Here is a 26,811-nt window from a genome sequence, read left to right on the forward strand (position 1 = left end):
GATCACCTTCATCTCTTCCGATTTCAGGTAACTGTCAGCAACTCTCTCCAAAACGGGTGTTCTGCATCGGAGAGGTAAAATTGACGAACATGCCTGCACATGTGAGCTCGCTGCGGCCGAGGATTGGAAGCATCCCGCTCTGCGTACTGACAAGCTGCTACATCCTACTATTCTGCAACAACACGTTCTGGAGGAAGGCAACTGACTATCTCGGAAGCGGAAGCGGTTCGCTATGGGCGTTGTACCTCGCGTTGTCGGCGCTGTTCATTGCTGTAATTACTCCATTTTCGACCAAGTACCTCATCAAGCCGTTTTTGATCTTCTTGATCGTCGTCGCCGCCGTGGCGTCCTATTTCACAGACACGTTTGGGGCGGTTATCGACAGTGACATGATCCGCAACGCGATGGAGACAACGCCTGCGGAAGCGCAACACCTGATCACGTTCGAATTCATTGTTCACGTTGCGATCTTCGGGATCGTGCCATCTCTTGTGATCGGCTGGGCAAAGATTGATCACCGCCCGTTCCTGAGAAAGGTTATCTGGAACCTGACAGCAATCACCGCCTCACTCGCGATCTTCGGAATCTGTGGCGTGACCTATTCGAGGGAGTATACCGCTACCGTCAGAGAACGGCGGGACATCACAAAGAGCTTCAATCCCGTCACGCCGATTGTCAGCACGGTTCGTTACTTCTTGAACGCAGGGAAAGAGGCATCGATTGTGGTTCAGCCAGTCGGTGCCGACGCTACGGTCAGGCCTCCCGAACCGCCTATCAACAAGCCGCGGGTTACGATAATTGTCGCCGGCGAGACTGCGCGCGCGGAGAATTTTTCGCTTGGTGGATATCCGCGCGAAACCAATCCGCGCCTCAAGGCCGCGAACGTCATCTATTTTCCAAATACAACCAGCTGCGGCACGGCTACCGCGACCTCCATTCCCTGCATGTTTTCGCGGTTCACTCGTGCGGATTTCACCCACGCAAAGGCTATGGCGAATGAATCACTTTTAGACGTGCTGGCTCATGCAGGAATTGGCGTTGCCTGGTTCGACAACAATACGGGCAGTAAGGGCGTTGCTGATCGTGTCCAATACCTCGACTTGGCGAATTCGAAAGATCCGCAATTCTGCCAGGGAGGCGAGTGCCTGGACGGCATCTTCCTGGACAAGCTTGATGGCTGGTTGGATCATGTCAAAGGCGATAGCGTTCTGGTACTCCATCAGCTGGGCAGCCACGGACCCGCTTACTATCTACGATATCCCGAACATCAAGGTAGGTTCGTTCCCGACTGCCGTACCCCGTTGCTTGGCAAGTGTTCGACCGGAGAGATCGTCAATGCCTATGACAATTCGATCCTCTATACGGACGACTTCATCGCGACCGTCATCGACCGCCTCAAGTCCCGTTCGGGCAAGATGGCGACGGGCCTGATCTACATGTCCGATCATGGGGAGTCCCTCGGCGAGAAGGGGCTCTACCTTCATGGAACACCGTATATGTTTGCTCCCTCGCAGCAGACACATGTGCCGTTCCTAACGTGGTTTGACAACGACTTCAGTAAGTCGATGGATCTGGACACGGCTTGCCTCCGAAGAGATGCACTTGCCGCGACGTCTCACGACAACCTGTTCCACAGCGTGCTCGGTATGATGAACGTGGAGACGTCGGTTTACGACAAGCGGCTCGACGTATTCGCAAAGTGCAGGAGTCGAAATTCGTGAACATCGCTTCCACGCGACAGCAACACAACAGATAGGAGCGCGATCCTGTGAACGTGCTTGTCGTCGAGGACAACATCAACATCGGAGACGCGATATCGGCCCATGTGGTGGCCGATGGGCATCGCGTTGATTGGTGTGTGAACCTCAAGGACGCTGCCTGTCGGCTCACATCGAAGAAGTATGACCTGGTGCTTCTCGACCTGCGCCTGCCGGACGGCAATGGCCTGTCTCTTCTGCGGGACATTCGTAGGGGAGATGACAAGACCCCGGTTATCATTATGACGGCACAGGACCAATACAGCGATCGACTGGCGGGAATTGAGGGAGGGGCGGACGATTTCCTCGTCAAACCTTTCGACCTTGACGAGCTTTCGGTACGGATGAGGCTGGTCAAGCAATGAGGCGCGCGATCGGCAATGCGCGTGCGCGATTGAGCTCGAAAATTGCCTATAGGGCTATACCCTTCGCGTTACTCCTATTGGCTCTCGCGGTTCTCTTCTACTTCTCGGTCGAGGTAGGTGAGGGCGATACGCTGGCTTGGGATCAGGCGTTCCTGCTTGCGTTGAGGCACGCTGACGATGTTGCCCTGCCGCTCGGACCTGCGTGGATAACAACGACGATGGTGAACTTCACGAGCCTCGGTGGCGTTGCCGTTCTTCTGTTCATCACGCTGGCCACTATCGGTCTCCTGCTGGTTTCACGCCGGCCCGTCGAAGCGCTGTTCCTTTGTGTTGCGCTTGCGGGCGGCTGGCTTTCCAGCAATACTCTGAAGCTATGGGCGGCGCGGCCCCGCCCAGACGTCGTCACCCATTTGGCGGCGGTCGGCGATGCCAGTTTTCCAAGCGGTCACGCGATGGTTTCGGCGGCAACCTATCTGGCACTGGCAATTGTCGCCTCCCGATTTCTGTCTGCGCCAGCCCAGAAAGCATATATATTCATGGTCGCTGGCACACTTATCTGCACGATAGGCGTCAGCCGAATTTACCTCGGCGTACATTATCCAACTGATGTCCTCTTCGGGTGGTGCGCGGGCTCCCTTTGGACGTTCGCGTGCTGGCTCACTTTCAGGCGGTTTTTCCGCCATCGATCTGACGGAGACGCTTTCAGGTAGCCGTCAGATTACTGTGACCAAATCGTGGCGCGCCGGGTGTGCTTTGGGGAAGAAAGCGCGCCCATATAACATTGATATACATGTGGAGCGGATATGACCGACCCGTCTAACCGTCTTGTCTTGCATACGAATTCGCGCGACGAGGTGTTTGCCGACGAACGCGATTCAGTTGCGGACTTCTCGTTCAATTCCACCGTCGCGAACGTATTCGATGACATGGTCAGCCGCTCGGTCCCGTTCTACGGGGAAATGCAGCGGATGGTTTGCGAGTTGGCCCGGGATTTTGCTCAGCCTCAGTCCAACCTCTACGACATTGGTTGCTCGACGGCCACGACGCTCCTCGCACTCGACCACGTCGTCGACAACCACGTGGACTTCGTCGGTATCGACAACGCCCCGGAGATGCTCAAAAAAGCTGCCGAGAAGATCGAGGACTCGGGAACAAACCGATCTATCGAGCTCGTCACAGGCGACCTTCACCGCGGCTTCTCCGTGGAAAACGCCAGCGTCGTGACGATGTTGTTAACTTTGCAATTTGTACGGCCGCTCTTTCGCGAGCGGGTCATGAAAACGATCTACGACGGTCTTAACGAACACGGATGCTTGCTGCTGATCGAGAAGTTGACCAGCGAGGACACGACCTTCAACAGGCTCTTCATCGACCATTATTACGACTTCAAGCGGCGTAACGGGTATTCCTCGATCGAAATATCAAAGAAGCGGGAGGCGTTGGAAAACGTTCTCATCCCTTACCGCCTCGAGGAGAACACCCAATTGCTCAAAGAGGTGGGCTTCAAGAGCACCGAAGTGTTCTTCCGTTGGTATAATTTCTGCGGCATCGTCGCGGTCAAGTGAGACAAGAAGCCATGAAGGATCTCATGCTGTCGATCGGGAATTTCTTTTTCAAGTATCGAAACCAGGCGTTTCCGCTCATCATCGTCGTATTGTTTGTTGCTGTACCGCCGGCCGCGACGGTTCTGGGCAGTGCGACGCTCCAACAGTGGAAAGATGCCGCCGCACTGCTCATCGTATCCGCGGGTTTGATACTGCGCGCAACCGTGATCGGTTATGCCTATATCAAGCGTGGCGGCCTGAATAAGCGGGTCTATGCCAAGGACCTGGTCACGGAAGGCATGTTCGGTGTTTGCCGCAACCCGTTGTACGTTGGGAACATGCTCATTTACTCCGGGCTCTTCCTGTTCCACGGCAATCCAGTGGTCGTTGCCGTCGGATGCTTGTTGTTCGGGTTTATCTACCAGTGCATCATTTACGCCGAAGAAGAGTTCTTGGCTGACAAGTTCGGGGAGGCCTACAGCGCGTACTGCCGGGACGTCCCCAGGTGGGGGCTCAAGCTGAGTGCATTCTCGGCATCCACGGAAGGAATGGCATTCAATTTCAGGCGCGTTATTGCCAAGGACTACTCGACGATGTCGTCTACGCTGATCGCGCTGTTGGCTACCGAGTTCTACAGGGTGGCGGCAGATTCCATATCGGATCAGGAGCTCTCTTATGCGATGGTGCTTGTCGGGCTTTTCATTGCGGTGATTGTACTTACTGGTCTGGTGAGCTCGATGAAGAAAATGGGTGTCTTTGACGAGCTGAAAGCGGCACGCTGAAATCTCTTTCGCGCGAGTTTCCTCGGGCCGAACTGCAGGGCTGGCTAAGGTTCTGGAGTTCGGTTTTGAGTTTTTGGGGGGCGCGGGAGAGTGTCCTCGCACTGGGCGATCTTGAAGATCGTATCGACTGGCCTGCTGCCGGTTTTCACCGACGAGCCGACGACGCCGAGGATTGTCTGCCTGCCGGGCGTTCTGTCGTGAACGGCTTCCACATATGGTAACCCCCTGGGTGACGGTAACTGAGCGCTTCGGGGCAGCCAGAATGCGGAGGAACGTATAAGTGCCCAGTGTGGTGCTACTAGCCTGATAGCTTGAACAACCCGCGTGCACGATTGACCAGCTTGGGCCCCGCGGAGCGTCTCGGCATTTCAAAAATGATGTTTAAGAGGCGGCGGTAGCTGTCGTCGGGAAAGGTAAGTGCTGTAGCTCCGTGCCAGGCCGACGACGTGTTCTTGAAGAGAAAGCTGTGGTTGTCGGTGATGCAAGCTGCAGCCCTGGTCTCGAAATCCGCGAAATCGGGACGGGCGAGGCTTCGGCTGATTGACTGGTGGATCAGCATATGCAGCATCGACTCCAGCGCGCGAACCTCGCCCTGACGGCCCTGCAGTAGACGAGGTGAAGGTTGTTGCGGACATTCTTCAAATTCGGCTACGATCGCGATTTCGCTCGGCCCGTTGTCCGGAATGGACGGCCTAGGCGGAGAGTCCAAAGTCACTATATGCGGCGACCTGGCCTGCCCCTTGGCGGCCGCCAAGTAGAATGAACGATCATGGCGCGTCGCTTCTGGTGTGATGCCGTTCTATGCGGTCGGCGTATCTTCTGCGTGCAGTTCGAAATGTCGGCCATTTCCCGGAAAGTGACGTTCCTGAAACGGTTATATGGGTCAGGCGGTTGGTGGGCGTCATCTCGATGCGAACCGGAGTCCCTCTGAAGCGATGGCGGGTGCCACGACAGGCGACCATGTTTCGGCCGGCCAAAACCCTTTGAGCTTCTAGTCCTAAGAGATCGCCACCGCCGGGGCAGAGTTCGCCGATCTTCGAGGACGGCACCCGTCGCACTGTGCAAGACGGATGGATTGGCGAGTCGGCCGAAAAATCCAGCCTAACCCCTTAGCCCGAAGTGAACTTCCAGATTTTCCCAGCTCTTATCCATGGCATATGCTGCCGAAAGACGAGGGATACCCACATGGCCAAAATAGTAAGATAGCTGCCGCTCGGCGGCTTCTTCGTCGCGCCCAGCTATCCGACTGACGTACAGTGCTGAAGCAAGTCCCGTACGATCTGCACCTGCCTGGCAGTGAATCAGGATAGGCTTCGGAAGGCTTGCCATGAGTGCCACAAGACGGTCGGCCTGCTCAGGTGTGAGAACCTGGGAGGCCGACATCGGGTAGTCAACATGCTCGACGCCAAGTTTGCCCGCGGTCGCGAGTTCCGCGGAATACCATGTTCCCTTGTCGCCACTCGCACGCAAATTGATGATCGATTTGATATCGTGGCTGGAGACATACCTCTCAAGTTGCCGGGGAGTTGGTTGAGCCGAGCGATACCATTGCCCTTCAACCACTGTGTGGAAATTGCCGGAAAGTTGAAGATAAAGCGGATAGCAACCCACCGCCGTTCCCACAGCAATCAGGCAAGCGAAAATCACCGAAGTACGTTTTGACATCAATGTTCCGCAGGTTTTGACAACTCACGGCCAAATGCCAGCCGAAGCTGACGGAGGCCTGAAGGACAGGGACTAGAGTGCTGGAAGCTGCACCGAAATCTTCACGCCAGGACTATTATCCTCAATCTCGATCCGCGCCCCGTGCAGATCGGCTATCGCCTTCACAAGGCTTAGTCCGAGACCGCTTCCCGGCCTCGTCCGGCTTTTGTCGAGGCGGTAGAGCCGTCGGAATACCTTGTCGCGCTCGGGGGCGGGTATACCGGGACCAGTGTCGGCTACCGTGATGACCGCGATCGGGCCATCGCGCCGCAGGGAAACGTTGATAACGGTGTCCGGAGGGCAATGCGCAATGGCGTTCTCAACCAGATTTACGACCATTTGAACCAGCAGTTCGCGGTCTCCATTGATGTATGTCTCTCGGCACGGCTCGACGATCAGCCGTTGGCGATTGTCCTGCGCGACATCGGTGTAGACATCCTCCACGAGATCAAGGAGTTCGCCGAGCCCTACCAAGCTGAAGCTCAGGCGGCGCGCGCCTGCTTCAATCTGTGAAATGCGCAACAGCGCTTCAAACGTCGCGTTTATCTGATCGCACTCGTCATGCGCCTCGTCGAGAAACCTCGCGACGTCATCTTGTTCGCCGTGTGCTTGGCGTGCCTCCTCCAGGGTCAGACGCAGGCGGTTGAGTGGTGTCTTCAGTTCGTGTGCGATGTCCGCGCTAACCTGGCGCATACCTTCGACCAGTCCTGCAAGCCGAACGAGTGCGTCATTGATCTGCTTGAAGACGTGGTCGAGATCATCATCCGCGTTTCGCAGCGGTATCCGGCTTTCCAGCTGCCCATTTGACACTTCCAGCATCGTCCGGGCAACGCCATCCAGGCGCTTTTGCGCCCGGCTCGCAAGGAATATGCCTCCGCCGACCGCCGCAAGGACAGCGAGGACCGCAGCCCAGATCAGGCTGACGAGCACCGTCCTCAGCATGGAGTCCATCTGCGCGAAGCTCCTGCCGACAACGAGCGTATTCTGGCCCAGTTTGGCTCCCTGCAGCCGGTAGACGGTGCTACCCTTCAAGCCGAGATCGGCCGATGTTACGGTAAAGACGCCCTCCGGAAGTATCGGCGCCTTGAAATTGCCAGCCAGTTTCTTCCCGGACGCATCAATCAAGGAGTAGACGCCGTCGTCAGCCGGTTTGAGATTAGCATAGCTATCGAGGGTGGTGACCAAGTCCTCAATGTCGTCAGGCGCATAGGTCGAAGAAATGACCTGGAACGTGTCGTTCAGCGCGGTGTCGAGCTGCGCGTTGAGGCCGTTGCGGAGCAGGTGATACATGATGCCACCAGTTGCTACGACCGTCAGGATGAACAGCAGCGCGAACGATAGCGCCAGGCGAAACGGCGTGCTTCGTCTGAGGTTAGTTAGGCGCATGCAGGCTATATCCGGTATGACGGACCGTGTGCAGCAACTGCGCTTGAAACGGCTTGTCAATTTTGGCGCGAAGGCGGCTGATGTGCGTTTCAACGACGCTGGTTTTGGGATCGAAGTGGAAATCCCAGACCTTCTCGAGCAGCATGGTCTTCGTAAGCACGCGACCTTCTCCTCGCATCAGGACTTCGAGCAGTGTGAATTCCCTTGGTTGAAGCTCGATTGCCTGTCCAGCGCGCCTTGCCTGCCGTCGGATCAGGTCGAGTTCAAGGTCGGCCACCTTTAGGACCGTCTTTTGCTCTTGCACGGGAGGGCGTCGCAAGAGCGCATTGACCCTTGCGAGCAACTCCGAGAAGGCGAACGGCTTCACCAGGTAGTCGTCGCCGCCCGCGTCGAGCCCTTCGACCCGATCATCCACGCCGCCGACCGACGTGAGAAACAGGGCAGGGGTGCTGACCCTGGCAGCGCGCAGTGACCGGACGATCGACAAACCGTCCAATCCCGGAAGCATGCGGTCGACGATGACGACATCGTACTCTTCCCGTTGTGCTTGGAAGAGGCCGTCTCGCCCATCCTTCATGACATCGCAAACATGTCCCGCCTCTCCGAAGCCCTTGGCAAGGAAGTCAGCTGTCTTGCGATCGTCTTCGATAACTAAAATCCGCATCAGATTCGCGTGCCATAGTTTCCTGACCGTTATCTGAACCACTGGCTTTTCGCCGATCTTTCGGAAAGCACACGGATCCGAAACGTGACCGATTTCGCGACCTTACGAAACCGTATGGTTGTGGCAAGGCGCCTGTATACGACGACGCATAGTGTCCCGCTACTGCCGCTCTGGGCAGCGGAGAAATCCTCAAAGGACACTCATCATGAAAACGATTGTTGCCGCCGCTGTTCTTAACGGGGTCGCTGCGCTTGGCTTCCTCGCTCTCTCCATTCCTGCGCATTCGGCTGTTCCCTGTGAAGAAATGCTGAAGGACATGCGCGCTGCCAAGGCCGGGGCGAAGCTCAGTGACGCAGACGTGCAAAAGGTCAACGACCTCGAAACGAAAGCCGTTGAACGCTGCAATGCCGACGATGACACCCGCTCGGACAAGTTCCTTGCCGAAGCAATGAAGATCATGGGCAAGTAAAGGAGCGGGCAGATGAAAGCGCTGGCACAGACCGCCCCGATAAACAGGGTCCCCGAGGTCACCATTGATTTCTGGTTGATCAAACTCATGGCTGTGACGATGGGCGAAACGGCAGCGGACTATCTCGCAGTCAACCTCGGTCTAGGCCTGACGGTGACGTCGGTCATCATGACAGCGGTTCTCGTCGCGGTCGTGGCAATTCAATTCGCACAGAGACGCTATGTGCCTGCAAGTTACTGGGCGGCGGTTGTGCTGATCAGTGTTGTCGGTACACTCATCACGGACAATCTGGTTGATAATTTCGGGGTTCCGCTCGAGGCAACCACAATTGGATTTTCAATCGCACTCGCTGTGACGTTCGCCGTCTGGTTTGCGTTCGAACGCACACTGTCGATCCACACGATCTATACGACGCGACGCGAGGCGTTCTATTGGCTGGCTATCCTCTTCACATTTGCACTGGGCACGGCAGCGGGGGACCTGATCGCGGAAACGTTTGACTTCGGCTACCTGACGACAGCCCTCCTCTTTATGGTGGTTATCTGTGTTATTGCTGCGGCCTATGCCCTCGCGGGCCTTAATTCAATCGTGGCGTTCTGGCTTGCCTACATATTTACCCGCCCGTTGGGTGCCTCTTTGGGTGATCTGCTGTCACAACCACTTGAGTACGGCGGGTTGGGCTTCGGAACGACCTACACGAGCTTGCTCTTCCTCGGGCTGATCGTCGCTATCGTGATCTATATGACGCTGTCCCAAAGCTCGAGCGAGCCGACAGAAGCAACCCGTTAACTGTCGCAAAAGCTCATCGTCAGTCCGATTACCGGTTCAGGTGTTTGTCAGGCTATGATGAATATGGAACAGCCTCAGGCTTCATTCGTTGAGATTTTCTTATGGCGCACGTGAGCCAGTCGTCCTATACGCCAGCCCCTTCGGCCACGGCAGTACTCGCATTGATCGTTGCATGGTTCGCCTTGCTAGCCGCGTTCTATCTCCATCCTTCCCTCGACGTCGAGGTGTCCTCGTTCTTCTTCGCCGGCCCACTATGTGAGGCAGCTCTTCCCGATTTTGTCTGCGGGTACTTCCCACTTCGTCGACTGCAGGTCGTCGAACACGTAAGGCAGATACTGTACGTGCTTCCATACGCAGCGGCAGCGCTGATTGTCGTGGTCGGCGCGAGTGGCGTTCTTTCAACGGAAATCCGCAAGCGTATTCCGATGGGCAGGCTGGTGGTTGCGATCGTAAGCCTTTGCTTGGGGCCGGGATTAATTGTAAACGGGTTTCTGAAAGCCTATTCGGGTAGACCTCGGCCCGTACAGACAAGTCTTTTCGGCGGCCCCTTCGATTTTGAAGCAGCCGGGACGTTCGTTGGTGAGTGTGCGAAAAACTGTTCCTTTGTCTCGGGCGAAGCCTCCGGGGCAGGGTGGCTGCTCTGTCTTCTCTTCCTGCTGCCGTCCCGTATTCGCCTGTGGGTTGGACCGCCATTGGTCGCAGGCTCGTTGACGATGGCAGGTTTACGTGTCGCAGTGGGTTCGCACTACGCGTCTGATGCCTTGCTTGGCTGGCTCTTGGCGATCATTCTCTTCATGGCATTGCTGATTGTCGAAGCCCGGATTGCCGACAAGCTGAAAGTCGGCTGGCCGCGGTGAACGCCCGGCCTATACGGCGCGGCGTGTTAATCCGGGAGTTCTGGCGGGTTCGCTCGAAAGCCTGTCGTAACCGCTGCCGACAATCGATGGTCATATCGAGCTATCTCGCACACATGGCGTTTGTATTGAGGCTCTCTCGCATTCAACAAACGGCTCGCATGTGCTAGGGACAGACTATGAAAATCCTGATCGTTGAAGACAATAAGGAACTTGCCGATTGGCTCGGTAAGGCGCTTCGGCAAGCCCAGTATGCAGTGGACATCGCCTTCGACGGCGAAGATGCCGAGTTGATGCTCAAGGTGGCGAGCTATTCGGTCGTCATTCTTGACCTCTCCCTTCCCAAGATCGATGGCATGACGCTGTTGAAACGCATCCGCCAAAATGGCGAGAAGGTGCCCGTGATTATTCTGACGGCCAATGCCAGCCTTGACGGTCGGGTAGCCGGGCTTGATGGCGGCGCGGACGACTACCTCGCGAAGCCCTTCGAAATCGCCGAACTGGAAGCCAGGATCAGAGCGGTCGTGCGACGCGGGCAAGACAGGGCCGCGCCCGAAATCATGGTGGGCGATCTGAGATTTGCTGGCTCAACGCGTCAGTTCTTCATCGGCGGTGAACCGCTAGCCCTTACTCCGCGCGAACACGCGGTGCTGGAATACTTGGTTATGAAGGTGGGGACCACGGTGTCAAAGGCCACGCTGTCCGAAAGCGTATTCGGTTTCGATGACGAGGCCGACCCGACTGCAATCGAGATTTATGTTCACCGTCTGCGCAAGAAGCTTGAGAGAAGCTCAGCGCAGATCGCGACGTTGCGTGGTCTAGGCTATCTGCTCCGAGATGCACAGTGATATGCGGCTGGCGTGGTACAACTATCCGCGGTCGGTTTTCGGGCGGCTTCGCGAAAGTCTGCGAGCGCAACTGCTTGCGTGGGTGATTCTGACGCTCTTCGGCGCGATCTGTTTCAATCTTTACGACAGCTTCCGAACCGCAGACGCCGCTTCGAAGCTTGTAACAGACCATACCTTGCTTGCCTCGGCCCGCGTCATCGCGGAAGCGGTTCGCGTTGACGCAGGAGGTACCGTTGAGATTGATGTCCCGCCTGCGGCAATCGAAATGTTCGATACCGGATACGGTGACCAGGTCTTCTACCAAGTCATCACGGCCTGGGGAAATCTAGTCGCGGGATATCCCGAACTGCCATTGCCGACTATTGAACGGGTAGGGCAGGATCGCGCCTTTCGTAACGCCGGGGTACGAGCGCTGACGTTGAATCACCCGGTTGTTGGCCTCCCAAAAGACGGCGAAATCGCCGTGACGGTTGCGGTCACCCACAACGCTCAGTATGCGTTGCGGCGCCGTCTATGGTTCTCGGATTTCACGAAGCAGGTTGTCCTCGTGCTCCTCGCGGGCGTTGTCACGATTATTGGTCTCCAGCGAGGCCTCGCTCCCGTGCTTAGATTGCGCGATGCGGTTCGTGAGAGAGGTCGAGATCGGCTCGACCCTTTGTCACCGTCGATGGTGCAATCCGAGCTGCGCCCATTGGTTCTCGCGCTCAACGACCATATGGAGCGGGTCCAAAACCAAATGGCCGCTCAACGGCGATTTGTCTCGAACGCAGCACATCAACTCCGCACACCCCTTGCGCTCATTTCAACGCAGGCGAGCGTTGCGGCAAGGGAGAAAAATACAGAGCGCCGCGGTGAGGCCCTACAGGCGCTTCGCAACAGCACGCACCAGATATCGCGGCTTGCCAGTCAGCTCCTGACCCTGTCCCGCGCAGAGCCTGGAAGCAGACGGCCACGGACAGACGTTGTCGATCTCGTCACCGTTGCAAGAGAGGTACTCGGCACGCAAGCCGAGGAAGCTCTGCGCCGTGGCATCGACATCGGGCTGGAGGAAAATGGTTCCGTCGACGTTGAGGGCGACGGCACCATGTTGCGGGAGATGCTGGTAAACCTCGTTGACAACGCCATCCGCTACACGCCTGCGCCTGGCCGGGTCACTGTGGCTGTAACGCGACAAAATGGGACAGCCGTGCTTCGTGTCGAGGACAACGGGCCGGGAATTCACCCAATGGAGCGCGAGCACGTCCTCGAGCGCTTCTATCGCATTATCGGCACCGAAGGGGAGGGAAGCGGCTTGGGGCTAGCCATCGTTCTTGAGGTTGCGACGGGTGCCGGTGGAACCGTTCGGCTGGATGACGCCAAGGGTGGCGGACTGGTGGTAACCGTTCGGCTGCCTGCAAGAGCCAAACACTGAGCGTGTCAGCAGGCCCCAACATGCTCAGCCTCGCAGGAGACCAGGCTGACAGGGCAAGGTCGTCAAGTTGAAGGCGTTTCAGCCACCCGGAGGCCGGACTGTCGCAACAGATGGTTGGCTAGCACCAAAAAAATAGGGCCATCGATAGTCGAGGCCCAAGGTGTGGAGGTTTGAAGACCTCCAGAGGGGAACGGTCGGTGCATGGGATGGGAGGTATTACCCACGTTAATCACCGACTGCACAACATATACGGGCATCTTGTCGATAAAGCAATGGACCGGATCCATCTTTGGGCAACTCTGCGCAGCCGACTAACACGCATAGGTAAGCATCGGACCATCCTGGTTTTCAATGCTGGCGCTGCATTGACGATAAGCGACGACACACTGCGGTTGTCTACGTCAGCAGCTGGCCCTTGGCAGGGTTGCATCAGAAAGGGTCTTACAAGGGGCTGGCTGCCCGCGACGAAAAGATGCTGCCCCAGTTGCTGCGCTGGATCAGTAGGCGGGTCGGAGACCTCGTAGCTTTGGTTCTTCAGACATGCCGTCGCCGAGCGCCGAATTTGAACGACGGCTCTCTGCGAAAGAGGAATTGCTGGGCGTTTACAGGTGTCTGATGATGGCCATCTATTGCTTTAAATCAATAGGTTATTGCGGTTTACGCAAGAAATATATGAGGCCGGGCCCGTACGAACCCAGCCCCATGGTCCTTGGGAGGACTAGCTGCTTATTGCGTGTCGATATGCTGTTGCGGACGCCATTTGGCGAGCCTGTTTTCAATCAACGTCATGATGAATTCGGCGAAAAGCGTAACGACCATCACAAGCAGGATCGCGGCATACATTCCAGCAGCATCGAATGTTCCTTTTGCGATTGAAATCAGCTGGCCGATGCCGAACCGCGCACCGACGAACTCGCCGACAATCGCACCGATAATCGCAAAGCCGAAGGATACGTGCAGGCTGGCGAAGATCCAGCTCATGGCGGAAGGAATCACAACTGTTCGCGTTACTTGCCAGTCAGATGCTCCCAGGATGCGAGCGTTGGCAATCATGTTGCGGTCCGCCTCGCGGACGCCCTGGAAGGCGTTGGCGAACACCACGAAGAACACCATGATGAAGGCGAGAGCGACCTTGGACGGCAGCCCAAGGCCCATGATCATGATGAAGATCGGCGCGAGGACCACACGCGGGATCGAGTTGATGGCCTTGATATAGACCGAGAAAATGTCCGACAGGAACTTGTTGCGGCCAAGGCCGATGCCGACGAACACGCCGGTGATCGATCCCGCGAAAAACCCGATCAGGGCTTCTTCCATTGTGACCCAAAGATTGTACCAGAGCGAGCCTTCGGTGGTCCCTTGGGTCGCCCATTCGTAGAGCCGCTGCATCACCTCGCTGGGGCTCGAATAGAAGAACGGATCTATCCAGTGCATGTTGGAGGAGAGCTCCCACATGCCGACGACCGCTACCAGGATGAATACCTGCCAGAAGAGAACGAGGTTCTTCCGGCGCTTTATGGCTTTCAGCGCAGTAGCTTCAATTTCGGCATCAGAGGTGCCGGCGGAGAAGATTGGCGCGGTTCGGGCCTCGAAAGTCGTGTATGCCATGTCTGATTTCCTCCCTTAGGCTGCTTCGCTTGCGCGCCTATAGCTGGTCTCGACCTCTTGCCGCAGGTCGTCCCAGATCGTCTTGCAGTAGTCGATGAAGGTCTGGTCATAACGGATCTCAGACACAACGCGCGGGCGGGGCAGGTCGATCGTGTAAACCGACTTCACGGTCGCCGGACCTGCGGTCAGCACGTAAACCTTGTCGGCGAGCGCGACGGCCTCCTCGAGGTCGTGAGTGACGAAAATGACTGATGCTTTCCGATCCGCCCAAAGCTTCAGGAGTTCTTCGTGCATTACAGTGCGGGTCTGGACGTCCAAGGCCGAGAACGGCTCGTCCATCAGCAGGATTTCAGGTTCGTTGATGAACGTCTGCGCGAGCGAAACGCGCTTGCGCATTCCACCGGACAACTGGTGGGGATAGTGATGGATGAACTTGGATAGCCCGACGCGTGCGAGCCAATCCTTTGCGCCTTTCTCGGCTTCAGCCCGCGACTTGCCACGGAAGAGCGGGCCGGACATGACGTTGTCGAGGACATTTTTCCAGGGGAAGAGAGCGTCGGTCTGGAACACGAAGCCAACACGAGGGTCTATGCCGTTGATTGGGCCGCCCATCAAGCGAACCTCACCTGCACTAGGCTTCGCAAGACCTGTGACCAGATTGAGAGTGGTCGACTTGCCGCAACCCGTTGGGCCGACGACCGCGACGAACTCTCCGCGGCCAACCGTCATGTTGAAATCGCGCAGTGCCGTCAATGACTTTCCGGTCGGGGAAACAAAGCGACGGCTAACATTGATCAGCTCGATCGCGGGGATCTGCTTGTTGTCCTGATTCATGATGATACCTGTGCGTGGTTTTGAGGGCGCACACGCGATGCCCAGGGTGGGAGCCACTTCCGACTGGACGGAAGTGGCGCAACGTGACTTACTTTACGTTCTTTACGAACTCAGTCGTGTAAGTCTTTGACAAGTCGATCTGCTTGCCTTTGACGTTCTTCGAGAATTCCGAAAGGACCGCCAGGACTGTCTTGGGACCGTCTTCCGGCATCACGCCGTCCGGCGTGAACATTCCCTTGCCCTGGTCGAGTGCCTTGACGTACCCGTCCTTGTCGCCGACGTAGAAGTCCTTAGGCATCTTGTCAGCGATTTCGGCCGCCGAGTGCGTGTTGATGTAGCGGAGCGTCTTCACGAACGCATTGGCCAGCTTCTGGGCCTCGTCCTTGTGAGCATCTGCCCAGGAGGTTTCGACGTAGAACGATGCCGCCGGATAGGTGCCGCCAAGCGCCTGTCGCGTCGCCTCGACGGTTCGCATGTCGACGAGGACAGTTGCTTCTCCTGTCTTCAACATGCGCGAGATCGTCGGCTCGGTCGTCATCCCACCCTGGATCTGATCCTGCTGCATGGCGGCGATGAACGTCGCGCCTGCGCCTACGGGGATGGTGACGACGTCGCCGGGCTGCAACCCAGCCTTCGAGGCCATGTAGAGGGTCAAGAAATTGGTGGACGAGCCAAGGCCCGTTACGCCAAGGCTCTTACCTTTGAAGTCTGCCGGCGACTTGATGTCCGGTTGCTTCGTGGAGACGAGCTCAACTTCACCTGGTGCCTGGCTGAACTGGACGATGGACTCGACGAACTTGCCCTTGGCCTGAAGGTCGACACAGTGGTCATAGAAACCAACAACGCCCTGGACGGCTCCGGCGAGCAATTGGTTCTCGGCGTCGACGCCTGCGGCTTCATTCAGAAGCTCGACGTCCAGGCCTTCATCCTTGAAGTATCCGAGGGACTCGGCGAGCTTTGCGGGCAGGTAGATTTGCTTCTCGTAACCGCCAACCATGATGGTGATCTTGTCAGCGGCGCGGGCCGTGGATGCACCAAACGACGCGGCAGCGATCATTGCGGAAAGAGCGATGCTATTAAAAAGACTGCGTGACGAACGCATTAAGATCTCCTCCAGTATGAGTTACGCATCGCCTGTCATCACGATACAAGTGCTTCCTCCACGATGCAGCTCGTTGGTAGCCGCTCGAAGCTTTCAACTAGCTTTCAGTGGTTCGGCTAGCGCGATAGGGCCTTCGTAGAAAGGCACAATCTTACGAAAGCGTATAATCGTGGACAGAGTGCGGAGATTTTAAGGGCAGGTGTTATTTGCGATTGCCACGATCCCCGAGGCCTCGATGAGTTTCGTTCCCGCCCAGAAAGCATCACACGCCCGGCACGTGCCGGTCCAGGCCCCACACCTTTCTGATCAATCTCGATCGGTCAACGGATCGGGGAAAACGCATGGCATTTCTTCTCAGCCACATCGGACTCGCTTTCGAAAGGGTATCGGCGATAGATGGGCCAAGTTCCAGCATCCGATCGACTTCGACGAGCGCGGCCCGCGACACCGACGCAGACCAAATCCCTACGAGATTGGCTGTTTTCTCGGCCACGTCGAGTTGGTAATCGGCCCGTTTTCAACGGACCTCCACAGTAGAATTCACGCGGCCATTTCCGTTTCTTTGCGGGCTTGACGCCGCCGATGCCCATACTGGGCCGTTCGTTGTTGTAGGTCCATGGCCGCTGCGTCGCAAATTTCGGTGCCCGCTCAATGCCTTCTCGATTTCAGTGGGACAACCGTGGGCGCTTTGGTCGCCTTCTAGCGACGGCCACATCAACGCCTTTAGGACTGCGTTGTCTCGCGGTGATATCGAGCCTCGTCGGCTGTAAGCGGCTGCCCCCGGTTTGACGACGCTATCCCGCCCGTCGCCTTTGGCAACACTATCTCGAAGATCGCTCCCCGACCTTGATGGTTCTGGCCAGAAAGCTCCCCTCCAGCGCGTTCTACGATACGGCGAGAAAGAGAAAGGCCCAAACCCATACCCGAAACTTTAGTCGTCGAAAATGGGACAAAGAGGGTCTGTAGCATATTCTCCTCGATACCAGGTCCCCGATCCCGTACTCGTATAGAAATACGATCGTCAGTGCGCCGAGCGCTGATCGCGACAATCCGGTCTTTGGCGTCAAGATGCTCGCCCACCTCCAACGCATTGCGAACGAGATTGTAAACGACCTGTTCAAATTCAACTCTGCCGATTTTGCAAAGCAGCGGTCCCTCGTCGAAATCGAGTGCGATTTCGAAACCACACTCGGCGAACAGAGCTTCCATGAGGGTGACAACCTCACGTATCGCCGCAATGATGTCGGTGCAGGCTGTGTCTGTTGGCTTCGGGCTTACGAAGCTTCGAACATTCCTGATGATTTCGCTCGCTCTCTGCGCGTCTTTCACGTTCGAGGAAAGAATACTCGTCACGTTCGCCTGGGGTGTCGACATGGCATCCATCAACTTCACACCAGTTTGGCTGTTGATGAGAATGGCTGTCAGTGGCTGAATCAGCTCGTGAGCAATTGCCGCTGCCATTTCCCCAATCGCGTAGACACGCGACGCATGTTCATGCCGCTTTTCCAGTTCAAGGCGGTTAATGTTCGCTTTCGCGAGGCGCTCGGCCTCTCGCAGGCGCTGCGTTACCTGCCCTTGGTGGAGAGCATAGGAAGACAGGCCCGCTATGAGTATGGAGAATGTGGAGAACACGTACGGCATGCTGTTGTCGAAAATCGCGTCCAAGGCGATTGATTTTTCAACATTGATGCTCGTTTTCAGGAAATTGTCGTTTGGTTTTTGATATACATCGCCGATAAAAACCTCAATTCGGCGTTCTATCGTTGAAAGTATAAGAGAATTGTTCTTTTTTGTGGATACATTGGAGAATAAAGTCAATTCCCCCGACGTCCAGGTAACCTTTGGGCAATTATCTACTAAAGATGGCTTGAGCATTTCTCGAGAATCGATCGTTATTATGATGGAGAAATGATTTTTGTAGTTACGGACGTGCTCGATAATGTAGTATTTGTTCTGTAATTTACTATCAACAACAACTTGCACTTGACCATGGTGGCCCGCTAAAGCCTCAAACAACTTTGCAGACTTCAGTATCGGGCTCTCGCCTTCGGTAGGCACTTGCACGATAGGTTTCAGTCGCACCTTCTCGTCCGGCTCCATTTCATACCACGCTATGCCAGATATTTGCGGGTACCGGGCGTGGAGGTTCTCCGCGAGATTCGTAAAGGACGCGATAGAACGGCTACGTGGAGCGTCCGCTACCATCGTAAGTGATTGCATGAAGCCAAAGTTCTGGCTGTTCCGACTAACTGCCAGACGCTCAAGGCTTTGGGCGTAGGAAGTAATGGTGTTCTCAACTTTGTCTATATGGAAAAGTATCAATACTACTGTAGATAGAATTTGAAGAGCAACCCAAATCAAGACGGCGGGCACTGCCGAATTAACTGCGGTTCTCAATCGCTGGGAAGCAAACAAGCTAGCAATCTCTGAAGTTAGAATAAAGTTACACGTCGTCGTGAGCGAAGGTGGCGCTGACGACGAATGCCCGCATCGGTATATTTACTTAGATGCAGCCTCTAACAATTGCTGACTTAAGAATTTATCCTCGATGCGGCAGATGACGGTGGAATGAAATGGCTCGGCGAAATCGTCGATCGTGAAGGGTCGCGGAAGGAGACAGTCCTTCATTGGTTTTTAGAAGGTCGAGCAGGATACAGCCGGGCTTCAAAGGTCAATCCGTCGACCTGCATACTCTGTAGTATCGCATCCCTCACCGATTCATCGTCGTCATTGAGATGCAGCAGATTTCGGCGGCGTCTCGGTGTCTTTCTTCCTCCAAGTCAGCTGCCTATACGGATGCTAACATCTGAATATGGACGAACTCAGCAACGGACCGTGTACCCAGTTTGGTGGAAATGTTGGCGCGATGTGCATCGACGGTTCGGGTGGAAATAGCAAGCACCTTCGCAATCTCTTTGGTGCCGAATCCGCGACACAACAAGTCGAATACCTCCCGCTCTCTCAGCGTGAGCTGATGCACCAGAAGGCTTGCTTCGTCGCGTTCCAGGAGTGTTTCCAGTTGTGCGAACGCTGGCTTGAGCGCTTCCCGTAGCTCATCGCTACCAATGGGCTTGCAGAGGAAATCGACCGCGCCGGCGCGAAATGCCGCTCGGCAACTCTCAAGATCTCTGGTTCCGGTGACGACAATGATGGGCCAATAAATACACGCCTTGGTCAACTCCGTTTGCAGTTCCAACCCACCCTTCGTTGGCATATGCAGGTCAAGCAAGATACAGCCAGGCTTCAAATTCGGCAGACTGGACAGAAAAGCGTTGCAGTCGGGAAAACCCATCGCGATCAACCCGTCGACGTGCAAATTCAGCAGTATCGCATCCCTGATCGATTCATCATCATCGATGAGATAGACCGGATTTCGCTGAACCATTTACGAATACCATCACAACTGCATTAAAAACGGAATCTCAGGAAGATACCGCGTTTCCCTCTGCAATTGGTAGAGCCCCCGGGTAGGTAAACATACCGATGCGCACGTTGCTGAGCTGCTAAAGCCGCCCATTTGGGGTGACCGATCTCGGCGCGCCCAGCGTTGCGGCGCTTGCCTCGGCGCCTGCCTTTAGTCTTCGCGCATTGCTGAAGTTGGGTGGTAGCGTTGCAAGGGGACAGCAGCGTCACAAGACTTTCTGTTTGTAAGCCTGCACAACCGCCTGAACCCTGTTGTACGCATTCAACTTGCGCATAGCCGATTTTAGGTACGCGTTAATTGTTGATCCGGACAGGGACAGGATGATCGCAGTTTCTTCACTAGTCTTACCCGCCGCCGCCCAGCGCAGGCACTCGATCTCGCGCTGAGATAGAGGCGATTTTTGTCTTGAGGCAACAGATTGCCTGAAGTAACTGTTAATTGCAGCAAGGCACTTCATAAGTACAGAATTACTATTATGGTATTGATGCGGGTTTGACGTAAATATTAATAGGTATTTACTGTCTTCAGGATCGTATATGCAGAACGCGGAAAGTCTGTTTCCCAAATTGGACGTGATGAATACTGAATCGTTGCAAGTTTCCAGTCTGGTTTCTAGCTCTATCTCCATCGGCAACGTCGAAAACTTGACAAGATCCAGGAGTTTCGTTTGAAAAACGCTTTCCTTGCATATTTGAAGAATGGCGTCCTTTGACCAATCTGTGCCAATAAGCATGTCAGAAAAATTGGCAGTGCCGGCGTCGGGAAATTTGAGGACGGCATACGATTTGAAATGCTCCTCGTCGCATATCTTTTTTAGATCTGCGCAGAGCGTAGCAGTGCAAGGGTGCTTAACGAACAGCGTCATACGGAAATGCACCTAGTTACTTGGCCGGAATCCGCACCACACCCGCCTTTCGGCTGTAGTCTGCAAAGGCGGCCCGTGTCTGAAGTAGCCCATCAAAAACCGCTTGGAAATGTTCTCTAAATTCGCATCCGAAATCTCCTTGCCGGTGGATGTGGCACAGCATTCTTACATCCCGCTTTTCCAGTTGTATGTTCGTAGCTTTACCTACGTGGATCGTCGCGGCTTAGCGCGAACCTCTGCTGCTGTCTCAGCGCTCATCGGCGCGCTTGGAGCTGCTGGCGTCTTCTCTATTGGCAGCCCCGGTGCAGTGGACTCGCCAAGACACCTCGGTTCCAGTCGATAACGCTATGCACCGAAGTCTGTTCTACCAGGCGCTTAACCCCGGTAAGGCCTTGCCGTCCGTTGCTCATCGGAGTGGCATTGAATCTCTCCTTGGTGAGCGGATGTGCGGTAGCCCATAGCAGCCGGAATGCTCTGCAAGGGTTTGTTGGAATAAGGGGTGAACAGCTCGCCGTGCTTGAGATGGAGCTTGGCATACCCGCCACGCAAGATGCCCTCGCTTCTCGACTGATGACATTCCGGGTGTCCGCGCAATTTGCGCCACAGCGCTGGAAGCACTAGTGCCGCCGCGGAGCGGGCTGTGGACTACCGCGTCAATCACTCGGTGAGACCGGCTTTGCGCAGGCCGTCCACAACGCGCTCGAAATCGGCAGGGTTCTTGTAGGGCAGCACCTTGCGCCGGTGCTCCAGGGAATAATCAGGATTGATGCGGAACACTCCCTCCCACTCCTCGCGCGCCTCCGCGACACGACCCAGGTGACCATAGCTCGCCGCTAACAACACGCGTGAGATGTCGGTGGCGGGATTGCGGACAAGCCGTCGCTTCAGGATGGAAACCGCCTCCTCGTACCTGCCCAGCTGGAACATCGCCTGCGCGTGGAAGTGCAGGAAGATGTCGGGATAATATGGATTCAGCGCGACTGCCCGCTCGAAACAGACGAGGGCCTCGTCGGACCGGCCCGCATAATGCAGAGCGTTGCCGAGGCTCTCGTGGCCCTCGGCAAGATTGGGAGCAAGCGCGATCACGCGTTCAGCCTCGCGGATGGCCACGTCAAGTCGTCGCAGGTACAAGTTGGTGACGCCCAGCGCCCAATGCGCGTAGGGATATCGATCGTCGAGCGCGACCGCCTGCGTCGCAGACTCGATCGCCTGTTCCAGTGACTTCGAGGGCGATTGGCTCCACTGGTTGACGTAGGCCAGTGCCTGCGCCACGGCGAGGAACGCGTGTGCCGGGGCGAATTTGGCGTCCAGATCGATGGCGCGCCGCAACAGTTTCTGGCCCTCGATGTTCTGCTCTCTCGTGAGCCGCCACATGTGTTCACGACCCCGCAGGAAGCAGTCATAGGCTTCCAGAATTTGTGTCTGCTCGGCCGCGAGGCGCTGCTGGTCCCCGGCCGTCAGCTTGAGTTCCAAAGCACAGACGATCTGCTGCGTGACGTCATCCTGCACCGCGAAGATATCGCTCAGGTCGCGATCGAAACGCTCAGCCCACTGATGCCCTCCAGTGGTCGCATCGATGAGCTGCGCGGTGATCCTTACCTTGTTGCCTGATTTGCGAACGCTTCCCTCCAGCACGTACCGCACGTTGAGATTGCGCCCCACCTCCTGCACGTTCACGCTCCGGCCCTTGAAAGTAAACGATGAGTTGCGAGCAATGACAAACAGCTGCGACAGCTTCGATAGCGCAGTAATGATATCTTCGGAGATGCCGTCGGCGAAGTACTCCTGCTCGGCATCGCCGCTCATGTTGACGAAGGGCAGCACGGCAATCGAAAGCTCAGGCGGCGATTTGGCCGGAGCATGAGGTCCGGCGCCTGCGGTTACTGCTGGCTTTGCCTCCGCAGCGGCACTGATCTGAAGCGAATAGACCCGGATCGGCTCGGCGATGTTCTTGAGCTGCATCACACCAAGATCGCTGACGGAGAGATCGAGCCTCGCCTTGACCTGGCGATAGGCATCCTCGGACAGGCAAATGGCGCTGGGGGTCGCGATACCCTCGAGACGGGAGGCGATGTTGACGCCATCGCCCATCAGGTCACCATCGCTTTCCTCCACTACGTCCCCCAGATGGATGCCGATCCGGAACTCGATGCGCCGATCCTGCTGAACGCCGGCATTGCGCTCGGCCATGCCATTCTGTACCTCGATGGCGCAGCGCACGGCATCGACAACGCTGCGGAATTCGACCAGCGCTCCATCTCCGGTGCGCTTGATAACGCGGCCGTTGTGCACGGCGATGGTTGGATCGATCAGGTCGCTGCGCAGTGCCCGCAACCTTGCAAGGGTGCGATCTTCGTCTTCGCTGGCGAGCCGGCTATATCCGACTACATCAGCGGCCAGAATTGCAGCCAGCTTGCGATTCTCGCTCATAGGGTCATCCCCCATCTCCACGATAGCAGGAAGACAGAGACAGGAGAACTTCCGCTCGGAGCAATCTCTTCTGAGATCAGATTCTCTGGTGGTGCATCTGCGACCTACAACCTGTTCGCCGACGATGTCTGCTTTGGAGCAACGGCAAAACTTGCAGCAACGGACGCGTCAATCGTGGCAGGAGGCCGCAATTTTTCTGGCGGCACCCTGGACAAGCCCGAGCCGTTTCAGCTCGAGGCGTGCGTCGGGAAGGGCGCGATGAGCCGGATTGACAGGTTCCGACTGGGCGATGACATCGGCGACGAAACCCGGAATATCGACATTTGCGCTATCGGCACCAAGGATGGCAGACGCCACCTCGATGAAGAGATCGTCTGATTTGCGAAGCCGCAATGCATGGCGTGGCTTTCCTCCGCCCCGAAGCAGTGCGCTGAGCCACTTCCCGTCCCAGGAGGGCGAACTTGCATAAAGCTCGTGCCCCGAAAGCTCTACCATCAATTCCCCCACGACGCGTTCGACGTCGCTTCCTTCTTTCTGCAGGCGGTCGCGCGAAATACCGTGAATCTTTTCTGCATCTGCGGACCAGTCCGTCCATCCGGACTTTGGCTTGATCAGGAATGACCGCGAGCGCCCATCCTCGAAGACCCAGGCGATCTCGACGGGGTAGCTGTGCTTGCTGAGGGAGGAGGCTTCAAAGTCGAGAAAGACAATCATCGCCAGTAGGTAGGGCGTGATGGAAATGGTCGCAATCCCGAGTCCGCGATCGGAGCCCTTTCTCTTCGATCGGCAGATGGCTCGCCCTGCTCGAAGGCGTGCACGTCACTCACGATCATAGTTGGGGCACGTTAGCTCACCAGCGGTGTTTTTCGGTTTGCTGGCAGGGATGGGCAGCATTCTTGCGCGTCGCGTCCAGTTTCCGACTGCCTATAGCCGAGTCGAAGCGGTTGGCTCCTGGCTGTCGCGGGGTTTGCCTAGCTGCTTGAGTTTGATGAGCTCGCATCGCACAATTTGAGTACAAGGCATCGATGGGTGCTTCGACCATCTCGGCGGTGCCGAAATCAAAACATCGTTTCTTCGCAACTCGCGATGCAGTTGAGGGTATTGCTGATTGCTAATAAAAGTATAAAGTGCATTAACTTCAAGTTGAATTTTCCGTTGCAAATCAATGCCCGATGAGCAACCCGTCAGACGTTATGCTCATTATATAGACGGGCCTTTTCCACTTCCTCTAGCGGCAGAATGCCAAACGTGCGATGGACGGCCGGTTCATATTGGTTGTGAACTGCATCAACGCCCGCCGTGATCGCACTCCTCCATGACGGCCCTCGACCCCACGCCTCACGCAAAGCGGCAGCCAGTTCCCGACCATAGGCAGTTTCTTGCAGTGCCTCGAAAAGCATTCCGGCCTGGCGCAAGTCTTTGTCCTTCTTTGCCCGCCCACCGGCATCATCGAGGCGACGACCAGCGACAATCAGCTTATGGACCGCGAACCGCGACGGATCGGGCACAACGACTGAGACACCGGCACCATGCAGCAGGATCGTTCGGACCGGATCACGGATCAGGAAATCCATGTATCGGAGCGGTTCCGCCGCAGCTCCGCCGAGCGCGGGCATGTTCGCGGGTTGATCAGCGTATTCCTCCGATCCCCGGTTGGTCGTCAGGAACTCGACGCGGTAGCCGCTATCATTGCGGAAAGCATTGGAGCGGGGCGATCCGGATATGTGCGGGAGCGCCCGGAATGACGGATCGATCTCTTGCAGCAGTTCCACAACTGGCGGCATGGAATCTGCCACTTCTCCCGAGATCGCGTAATCTTGGGCAATGTCGGCATCACCCGTCAGGATCGCGGCCATTGGTAGGCGCACGCCAAGGTATGCCGCATAGCATTGAACGGCGACCGTTCCCACCAAGACGCCACGAAGCCGGAAAAGACCGGCTGCAGCCAGCGCCTCGACGACCACGCCCGTGAAACGATCCGGCGCGATCATACCGGCTTCGCGCGTCAGGGCTGAGACCATTTTTCGCCGGTTCTGGTAATCGTCCTTTTCAGCCCTGAACGTTGCGACCCGAGCGGAGATTTCGGTATCGTCACCAGGTCCGACATAACGCCGCTTTTGGCCGCCCGCGCCGTCTGGTTCATCGAAATACCAGTATTTGCGATTGTCGACTGTTCCACAAATCTAGTATAGCCAACTCGTTTGGGCAAGCTGCATCGCCCAGCTGGTGGTCTATACTGTTTCCGCAAATCTAGTATAGCCACCGTTTGGCCGCTGATGGACCTCGATCGGGTGCTCAAGGATCGTGGCCAAACTCGCGGGTGCCGGCTGGTCGCCATTCCCGCGCTCGTCGGTGAACTTCTGCTTGGGGAGGCCCTGGTGGGCGTGGCGGCGGTCGCCGCGCGTGTCGCCGGCAGCCAGGCCAGTCACAATTTCACCGATGGCCGCGACAGCCAGCGCCCTCTCGGACGCCTGGGTCACCAGGACGCGGCAACACTAGAAACATTAGAGGTTGCTAATTTGCATCAATTAATTCGTGCGCCGAAGGCCGCGAACCCATTGGGATCCATAGCTCCGAGGACTTCATACCGACTATCTTGGGCTAATAAGTTGACAGAATAGGGAACCCTTAATTTCGCTGGAACGGTCAACGAATTTTTCTTGAAGTGACGGCGAATTGTCTGGGGACGCCGCCGAAAGAAGCGCTAATCCGCCGACGAACAAGAACGACAAATGTTGACACTTTGGCCAAGGGGAGAACGGCCCAGCGCCGTGATACAAATGGCGTGAGACATGGCCTGGAGAAGGCCATGAGGACTACATCGCCTTTGACACAGATCATATGAAATCAAGGCCGCTCATAAAGTGGTCCTCGGTTCAACCGACACTCGACCCACGTTGGGCTGCGTTCTCAAACGCGCAGTCTGTGGAGATTCGCGGTGATCCGGGCGGTTCCCGCATGGAGCACCGGAGGTCCTGTTTTATTCACGCAAATTCTCGACCGGTCGCTCCACGCCGATGCTTCCACCTCGAGCAGGCTTTTCTTCGATATCCAAATTATTGGCTCCTGCCAGAACCTTGGGGGCTCATGCTCGCTCTATCCTTAAATAGCGCGCCTGTGATCCGAGGAGAAAACAGTTCTTCGCGTGATTGTCAGTCGAAAAACTATGTCTTCGAAGACGCGCCTCAATGGCTTTTGAGATCGTGCCTGGCAGACAGTTCGTCATGGAACTGTCATAAAGGGCAAGAGCTGATTCGACATGACCTAGGTCACCTGCGCTCTTTTTGTCAGGACGGAACATATTGACGACAACTCCACTCCGACCGGCGCTTGGCAGCTCCCTTGAAGATACGGTCGAACAGGCAGGCGCACTGTGTGCGAATTCCGAGGCAATCCGCCCCCGCATTCCGAAATGATGCCGCCCCCCAATTCCGAGAATTAGCCGCCCCCTTGTTCCGAGATGATGCCGCCCCCGGATTGGGGCTGTTTGTCGGGATGTCCTGCTGGTGAGACGTTCGTCCTTTCAGTTGCCTGAGAGGAAGGAACGCGATGCCAGCGGAGAGACTAAAGATGCGGCGTGTCCGCGAGATTCTGAGATACAGATTTGCGGAAGGTCTTGGCCACAAGTCGATTGCGGCGCGCGTTGGTGCGGCCCCCTCGACGGTGCGCGAGACGTTGCGCCGTTTGGAGCGTGCCGGACTTTCCTGGCCTTTGGGCAACGATGTCAGCGATGCGGTGCTGGAGGCGGCTCTCTATAAGGCTGCCGGCACGAAGACCGGTCACCGTCGCAGTGCCGAGCCGGATTGGGGGCATGTTCACCGGGAGCTGAAGCGCAAGCATGTGACGCTGCAGATCCTCTGGGACGAGTATATCGGCCTTCATCCCGATGGATATCGCTACAGCCGCTACTGTGATTTGTATCGCGCTTGGGCGCTGAAGCTGCCGGTGACGATGCGCCAGGACCATGCGGCTGGG

General features: G+C 56.5%; 23 protein-coding genes and 3 pseudogenes. 12 read left to right on the forward strand and 14 right to left on the reverse strand.

The window, feature by feature from the left end; translation table 11 throughout:
• Positions 1-89 precede the first annotated feature (89 nt).
• The 5 genes from C934_RS0123750 to C934_RS0123770 all read left to right on the forward strand — a co-directional run bounded on the left by C934_RS0123750 (position 90) and on the right by C934_RS0123770 (position 4,448).
• Complete coding sequence (locus C934_RS0123750; RefSeq protein ID WP_051085614.1) at positions 90-1,721, forward strand: phosphoethanolamine transferase; 1,632 nt, start codon at positions 90-92, stop codon at positions 1,719-1,721.
• A 47-nt stretch (positions 1,722-1,768) separates the two neighbouring features.
• Positions 1,769-2,122, forward strand: coding sequence for a response regulator (locus tag C934_RS0123755; RefSeq protein WP_018859077.1), 354 nt, complete (start codon positions 1,769-1,771; stop codon positions 2,120-2,122).
• Positions 2,119-2,832 carry a phosphatase PAP2 family protein gene (locus tag C934_RS0123760; RefSeq protein WP_018859078.1) on the forward strand — a complete coding sequence of 238 codons (714 nt, stop codon included), beginning with the start codon at positions 2,119-2,121 and terminating at the stop codon, positions 2,830-2,832. The genes C934_RS0123755 and C934_RS0123760 overlap by 4 nt, the downstream gene beginning before the upstream one ends.
• 93 nt (positions 2,833-2,925) lie before the next feature.
• Positions 2,926-3,687, forward strand: coding sequence for a carboxy-S-adenosyl-L-methionine synthase CmoA (gene cmoA, locus C934_RS0123765; RefSeq protein WP_018859079.1), 762 nt, complete (start codon positions 2,926-2,928; stop codon positions 3,685-3,687).
• An 11-nt stretch (positions 3,688-3,698) separates the two neighbouring features.
• Positions 3,699-4,448, forward strand: a complete 750-nt coding sequence (locus C934_RS0123770) for a methyltransferase family protein (protein ID WP_018859080.1) — start codon at positions 3,699-3,701, stop codon at positions 4,446-4,448.
• A gap of 298 nt (positions 4,449-4,746) precedes the next feature.
• Here the strand turns inward: C934_RS0123770 and C934_RS35270 are convergent, their stop codons facing one another.
• The 4 genes from C934_RS35270 to C934_RS0123795 all read right to left on the reverse strand — a co-directional run bounded on the left by C934_RS35270 (position 4,747) and on the right by C934_RS0123795 (position 8,202).
• The gene (locus C934_RS35270; protein ID WP_198011834.1) at positions 4,747-5,202 is read right to left on the reverse strand and encodes a hypothetical protein; all 456 of its coding nucleotides are present in this window, start codon (positions 5,200-5,202) and stop codon (positions 4,747-4,749) included.
• 347 nt (positions 5,203-5,549) lie between these two features.
• Positions 5,550-6,113: a dual specificity protein phosphatase family protein gene (locus C934_RS0123785; RefSeq protein WP_018859083.1), complete on the reverse strand. Its 564-nt coding sequence runs from the start codon at positions 6,111-6,113 to the stop codon at positions 5,550-5,552.
• 72 nt (positions 6,114-6,185) lie between these two features.
• Positions 6,186-7,538, reverse strand: coding sequence for a HAMP domain-containing sensor histidine kinase (locus C934_RS0123790; RefSeq protein ID WP_018859084.1), 1,353 nt, complete (start codon positions 7,536-7,538; stop codon positions 6,186-6,188).
• Positions 7,525-8,202, reverse strand: coding sequence for a winged helix-turn-helix domain-containing protein (locus C934_RS0123795; RefSeq protein ID WP_018859085.1), 678 nt, complete (start codon positions 8,200-8,202; stop codon positions 7,525-7,527). Before C934_RS0123795 ends, C934_RS0123790 begins: the two co-directional genes overlap by 14 nt.
• A 205-nt stretch (positions 8,203-8,407) precedes the next feature.
• Between C934_RS0123795 and C934_RS0123800 the strand changes: the two genes are divergently transcribed.
• The 5 genes from C934_RS0123800 to C934_RS0123820 all read left to right on the forward strand — a co-directional run bounded on the left by C934_RS0123800 (position 8,408) and on the right by C934_RS0123820 (position 12,573).
• Positions 8,408-8,671, forward strand: coding sequence for a hypothetical protein (locus C934_RS0123800; protein WP_018859086.1), 264 nt, complete (start codon positions 8,408-8,410; stop codon positions 8,669-8,671).
• Between the two features lie 12 nt (positions 8,672-8,683).
• A complete protein-coding gene (locus C934_RS0123805) occupies positions 8,684-9,460 on the forward strand; it encodes a COG4705 family protein (protein WP_018859087.1) in 777 nt (258 codons plus the stop codon).
• Between the two features lie 101 nt (positions 9,461-9,561).
• Positions 9,562-10,317 carry a phosphatase PAP2 family protein gene (locus C934_RS0123810; protein ID WP_018859088.1) on the forward strand — a complete coding sequence of 252 codons (756 nt, stop codon included), beginning with the start codon at positions 9,562-9,564 and terminating at the stop codon, positions 10,315-10,317.
• 176 nt (positions 10,318-10,493) lie between these two features.
• Positions 10,494-11,162, forward strand: coding sequence for a response regulator (locus tag C934_RS0123815; RefSeq protein ID WP_018859089.1), 669 nt, complete (start codon positions 10,494-10,496; stop codon positions 11,160-11,162).
• 1 nt (position 11,163) lies between these two features.
• The gene (locus C934_RS0123820; protein ID WP_018859090.1) at positions 11,164-12,573 is read left to right on the forward strand and encodes a sensor histidine kinase N-terminal domain-containing protein; all 1,410 of its coding nucleotides are present in this window, start codon (positions 11,164-11,166) and stop codon (positions 12,571-12,573) included.
• A 726-nt stretch (positions 12,574-13,299) separates the two neighbouring features.
• Here C934_RS0123820 and C934_RS0123825 read toward each other — a convergent pair.
• The 3 genes from C934_RS0123825 to C934_RS0123835 all read right to left on the reverse strand — a co-directional run bounded on the left by C934_RS0123825 (position 13,300) and on the right by C934_RS0123835 (position 16,117).
• Positions 13,300-14,181, reverse strand: coding sequence for an ABC transporter permease (locus C934_RS0123825; RefSeq protein ID WP_018859091.1), 882 nt, complete (start codon positions 14,179-14,181; stop codon positions 13,300-13,302).
• A 15-nt stretch (positions 14,182-14,196) separates the two neighbouring features.
• Positions 14,197-15,015 carry an ABC transporter ATP-binding protein gene (locus C934_RS0123830; protein ID WP_018859092.1) on the reverse strand — a complete coding sequence of 273 codons (819 nt, stop codon included), beginning with the start codon at positions 15,013-15,015 and terminating at the stop codon, positions 14,197-14,199.
• An 88-nt stretch (positions 15,016-15,103) separates the two neighbouring features.
• On the reverse strand, positions 15,104-16,117 hold the full coding sequence (locus C934_RS0123835) for an ABC transporter substrate-binding protein (RefSeq protein ID WP_018859093.1): 1,014 nt from the start codon (positions 16,115-16,117) through the stop codon (positions 15,104-15,106).
• Positions 16,118-16,404: 287 nt separating this feature from the next.
• On the opposite strand from C934_RS0123835, the pseudogene C934_RS35830 reads away from it, so the two are divergent.
• Positions 16,405-16,616: pseudogene (locus C934_RS35830) on the forward strand (glycosyltransferase family 25 protein); the annotation flags it as partial.
• A gap of 224 nt (positions 16,617-16,840) precedes the next feature.
• On the opposite strand, the gene C934_RS33295 reads toward C934_RS35830, so the two are convergent.
• From C934_RS33295 to C934_RS0123870, 7 genes and pseudogenes are all read right to left on the reverse strand, one after another.
• Positions 16,841-18,532 (reverse strand): sensor histidine kinase, encoded by a 1,692-nt coding sequence (locus C934_RS33295; RefSeq protein WP_156828787.1) that lies wholly within the window; start codon positions 18,530-18,532, stop codon positions 16,841-16,843.
• A gap of 373 nt (positions 18,533-18,905) precedes the next feature.
• Positions 18,906-19,502: a response regulator transcription factor gene (locus C934_RS0123845; protein WP_018859095.1), complete on the reverse strand. Its 597-nt coding sequence runs from the start codon at positions 19,500-19,502 to the stop codon at positions 18,906-18,908.
• A 244-nt stretch (positions 19,503-19,746) separates the two neighbouring features.
• Positions 19,747-20,406, reverse strand: coding sequence for a helix-turn-helix domain-containing protein (locus tag C934_RS33300; RefSeq protein ID WP_018859096.1), 660 nt, complete (start codon positions 20,404-20,406; stop codon positions 19,747-19,749).
• Positions 20,407-21,063: 657 nt separating this feature from the next.
• The gene (locus tag C934_RS0123855) at positions 21,064-22,836 is read right to left on the reverse strand and encodes an adenylate/guanylate cyclase domain-containing protein (protein WP_018859097.1); all 1,773 of its coding nucleotides are present in this window, start codon (positions 22,834-22,836) and stop codon (positions 21,064-21,066) included.
• 168 nt (positions 22,837-23,004) lie between these two features.
• Positions 23,005-23,550, reverse strand: a complete 546-nt coding sequence (locus tag C934_RS0123860; RefSeq protein WP_018859098.1) for a 3'-5' exonuclease — start codon at positions 23,548-23,550, stop codon at positions 23,005-23,007.
• Between the two features lie 470 nt (positions 23,551-24,020).
• Positions 24,021-25,007, reverse strand: a pseudogene (locus C934_RS32450) (nucleotidyltransferase family protein); the annotation flags it as partial.
• Between the two features lie 60 nt (positions 25,008-25,067).
• The gene (locus C934_RS0123870; protein WP_018859100.1) at positions 25,068-25,316 is read right to left on the reverse strand and encodes a hypothetical protein; all 249 of its coding nucleotides are present in this window, start codon (positions 25,314-25,316) and stop codon (positions 25,068-25,070) included.
• A 1,090-nt stretch (positions 25,317-26,406) separates the two neighbouring features.
• Here C934_RS0123870 and C934_RS0123875 point away from each other — a divergent pair.
• A pseudogene (locus C934_RS0123875) lies at positions 26,407-26,811 on the forward strand (IS21 family transposase); the annotation flags it as partial.

This window comes from Rhizobium sp. 42MFCr.1 (genome assembly GCF_000377185.1).
GTDB lineage: Bacteria > Pseudomonadota > Alphaproteobacteria > Rhizobiales > Rhizobiaceae > Rhizobium > Rhizobium altiplani.

What these genes read in the sequence shown, in the direction of transcription:
- C934_RS0123830 (WP_018859092.1), bottom strand. Translation starts at nt 15,015, where the DNA reads ATGAATCAGGACAACAAGCAGATCCCCGCGATCGAGCTGATCAATGTT.
- C934_RS0123795 (WP_018859085.1), bottom strand. Translation starts at nt 8,202, where the DNA reads ATGCGGATTTTAGTTATCGAAGACGATCGCAAGACAGCTGACTTCCTT.
- C934_RS0123860 (WP_018859098.1), bottom strand. Translation starts at nt 23,550, where the DNA reads ATGATTGTCTTTCTCGACTTTGAAGCCTCCTCCCTCAGCAAGCACAGC.
- C934_RS0123750 (WP_051085614.1), top strand. Translation starts at nt 90, where the DNA reads ATGCCTGCACATGTGAGCTCGCTGCGGCCGAGGATTGGAAGCATCCCG.
- C934_RS0123820 (WP_018859090.1), top strand. Translation starts at nt 11,164, where the DNA reads ATGCGGCTGGCGTGGTACAACTATCCGCGGTCGGTTTTCGGGCGGCTT.
- C934_RS0123790 (WP_018859084.1), bottom strand. Translation starts at nt 7,538, where the DNA reads ATGCGCCTAACTAACCTCAGACGAAGCACGCCGTTTCGCCTGGCGCTA.
- C934_RS0123835 (WP_018859093.1), bottom strand. Translation starts at nt 16,117, where the DNA reads ATGCGTTCGTCACGCAGTCTTTTTAATAGCATCGCTCTTTCCGCAATG.
- C934_RS0123810 (WP_018859088.1), top strand. Translation starts at nt 9,562, where the DNA reads ATGGCGCACGTGAGCCAGTCGTCCTATACGCCAGCCCCTTCGGCCACG.
- C934_RS0123800 (WP_018859086.1), top strand. Translation starts at nt 8,408, where the DNA reads ATGAAAACGATTGTTGCCGCCGCTGTTCTTAACGGGGTCGCTGCGCTT.
- C934_RS0123760 (WP_018859078.1), top strand. Translation starts at nt 2,119, where the DNA reads ATGAGGCGCGCGATCGGCAATGCGCGTGCGCGATTGAGCTCGAAAATT.
- C934_RS0123825 (WP_018859091.1), bottom strand. Translation starts at nt 14,181, where the DNA reads ATGGCATACACGACTTTCGAGGCCCGAACCGCGCCAATCTTCTCCGCC.
- C934_RS0123770 (WP_018859080.1), top strand. Translation starts at nt 3,699, where the DNA reads ATGAAGGATCTCATGCTGTCGATCGGGAATTTCTTTTTCAAGTATCGA.
- C934_RS0123845 (WP_018859095.1), bottom strand. Translation starts at nt 19,502, where the DNA reads ATGGTTCAGCGAAATCCGGTCTATCTCATCGATGATGATGAATCGATC.
- C934_RS0123815 (WP_018859089.1), top strand. Translation starts at nt 10,494, where the DNA reads ATGAAAATCCTGATCGTTGAAGACAATAAGGAACTTGCCGATTGGCTC.
- C934_RS33300 (WP_018859096.1), bottom strand. Translation starts at nt 20,406, where the DNA reads ATGACGCTGTTCGTTAAGCACCCTTGCACTGCTACGCTCTGCGCAGAT.
- C934_RS0123855 (WP_018859097.1), bottom strand. Translation starts at nt 22,836, where the DNA reads ATGAGCGAGAATCGCAAGCTGGCTGCAATTCTGGCCGCTGATGTAGTC.
- C934_RS0123785 (WP_018859083.1), bottom strand. Translation starts at nt 6,113, where the DNA reads ATGTCAAAACGTACTTCGGTGATTTTCGCTTGCCTGATTGCTGTGGGA.
- C934_RS0123805 (WP_018859087.1), top strand. Translation starts at nt 8,684, where the DNA reads ATGAAAGCGCTGGCACAGACCGCCCCGATAAACAGGGTCCCCGAGGTC.
- cmoA (WP_018859079.1), top strand. Translation starts at nt 2,926, where the DNA reads ATGACCGACCCGTCTAACCGTCTTGTCTTGCATACGAATTCGCGCGAC.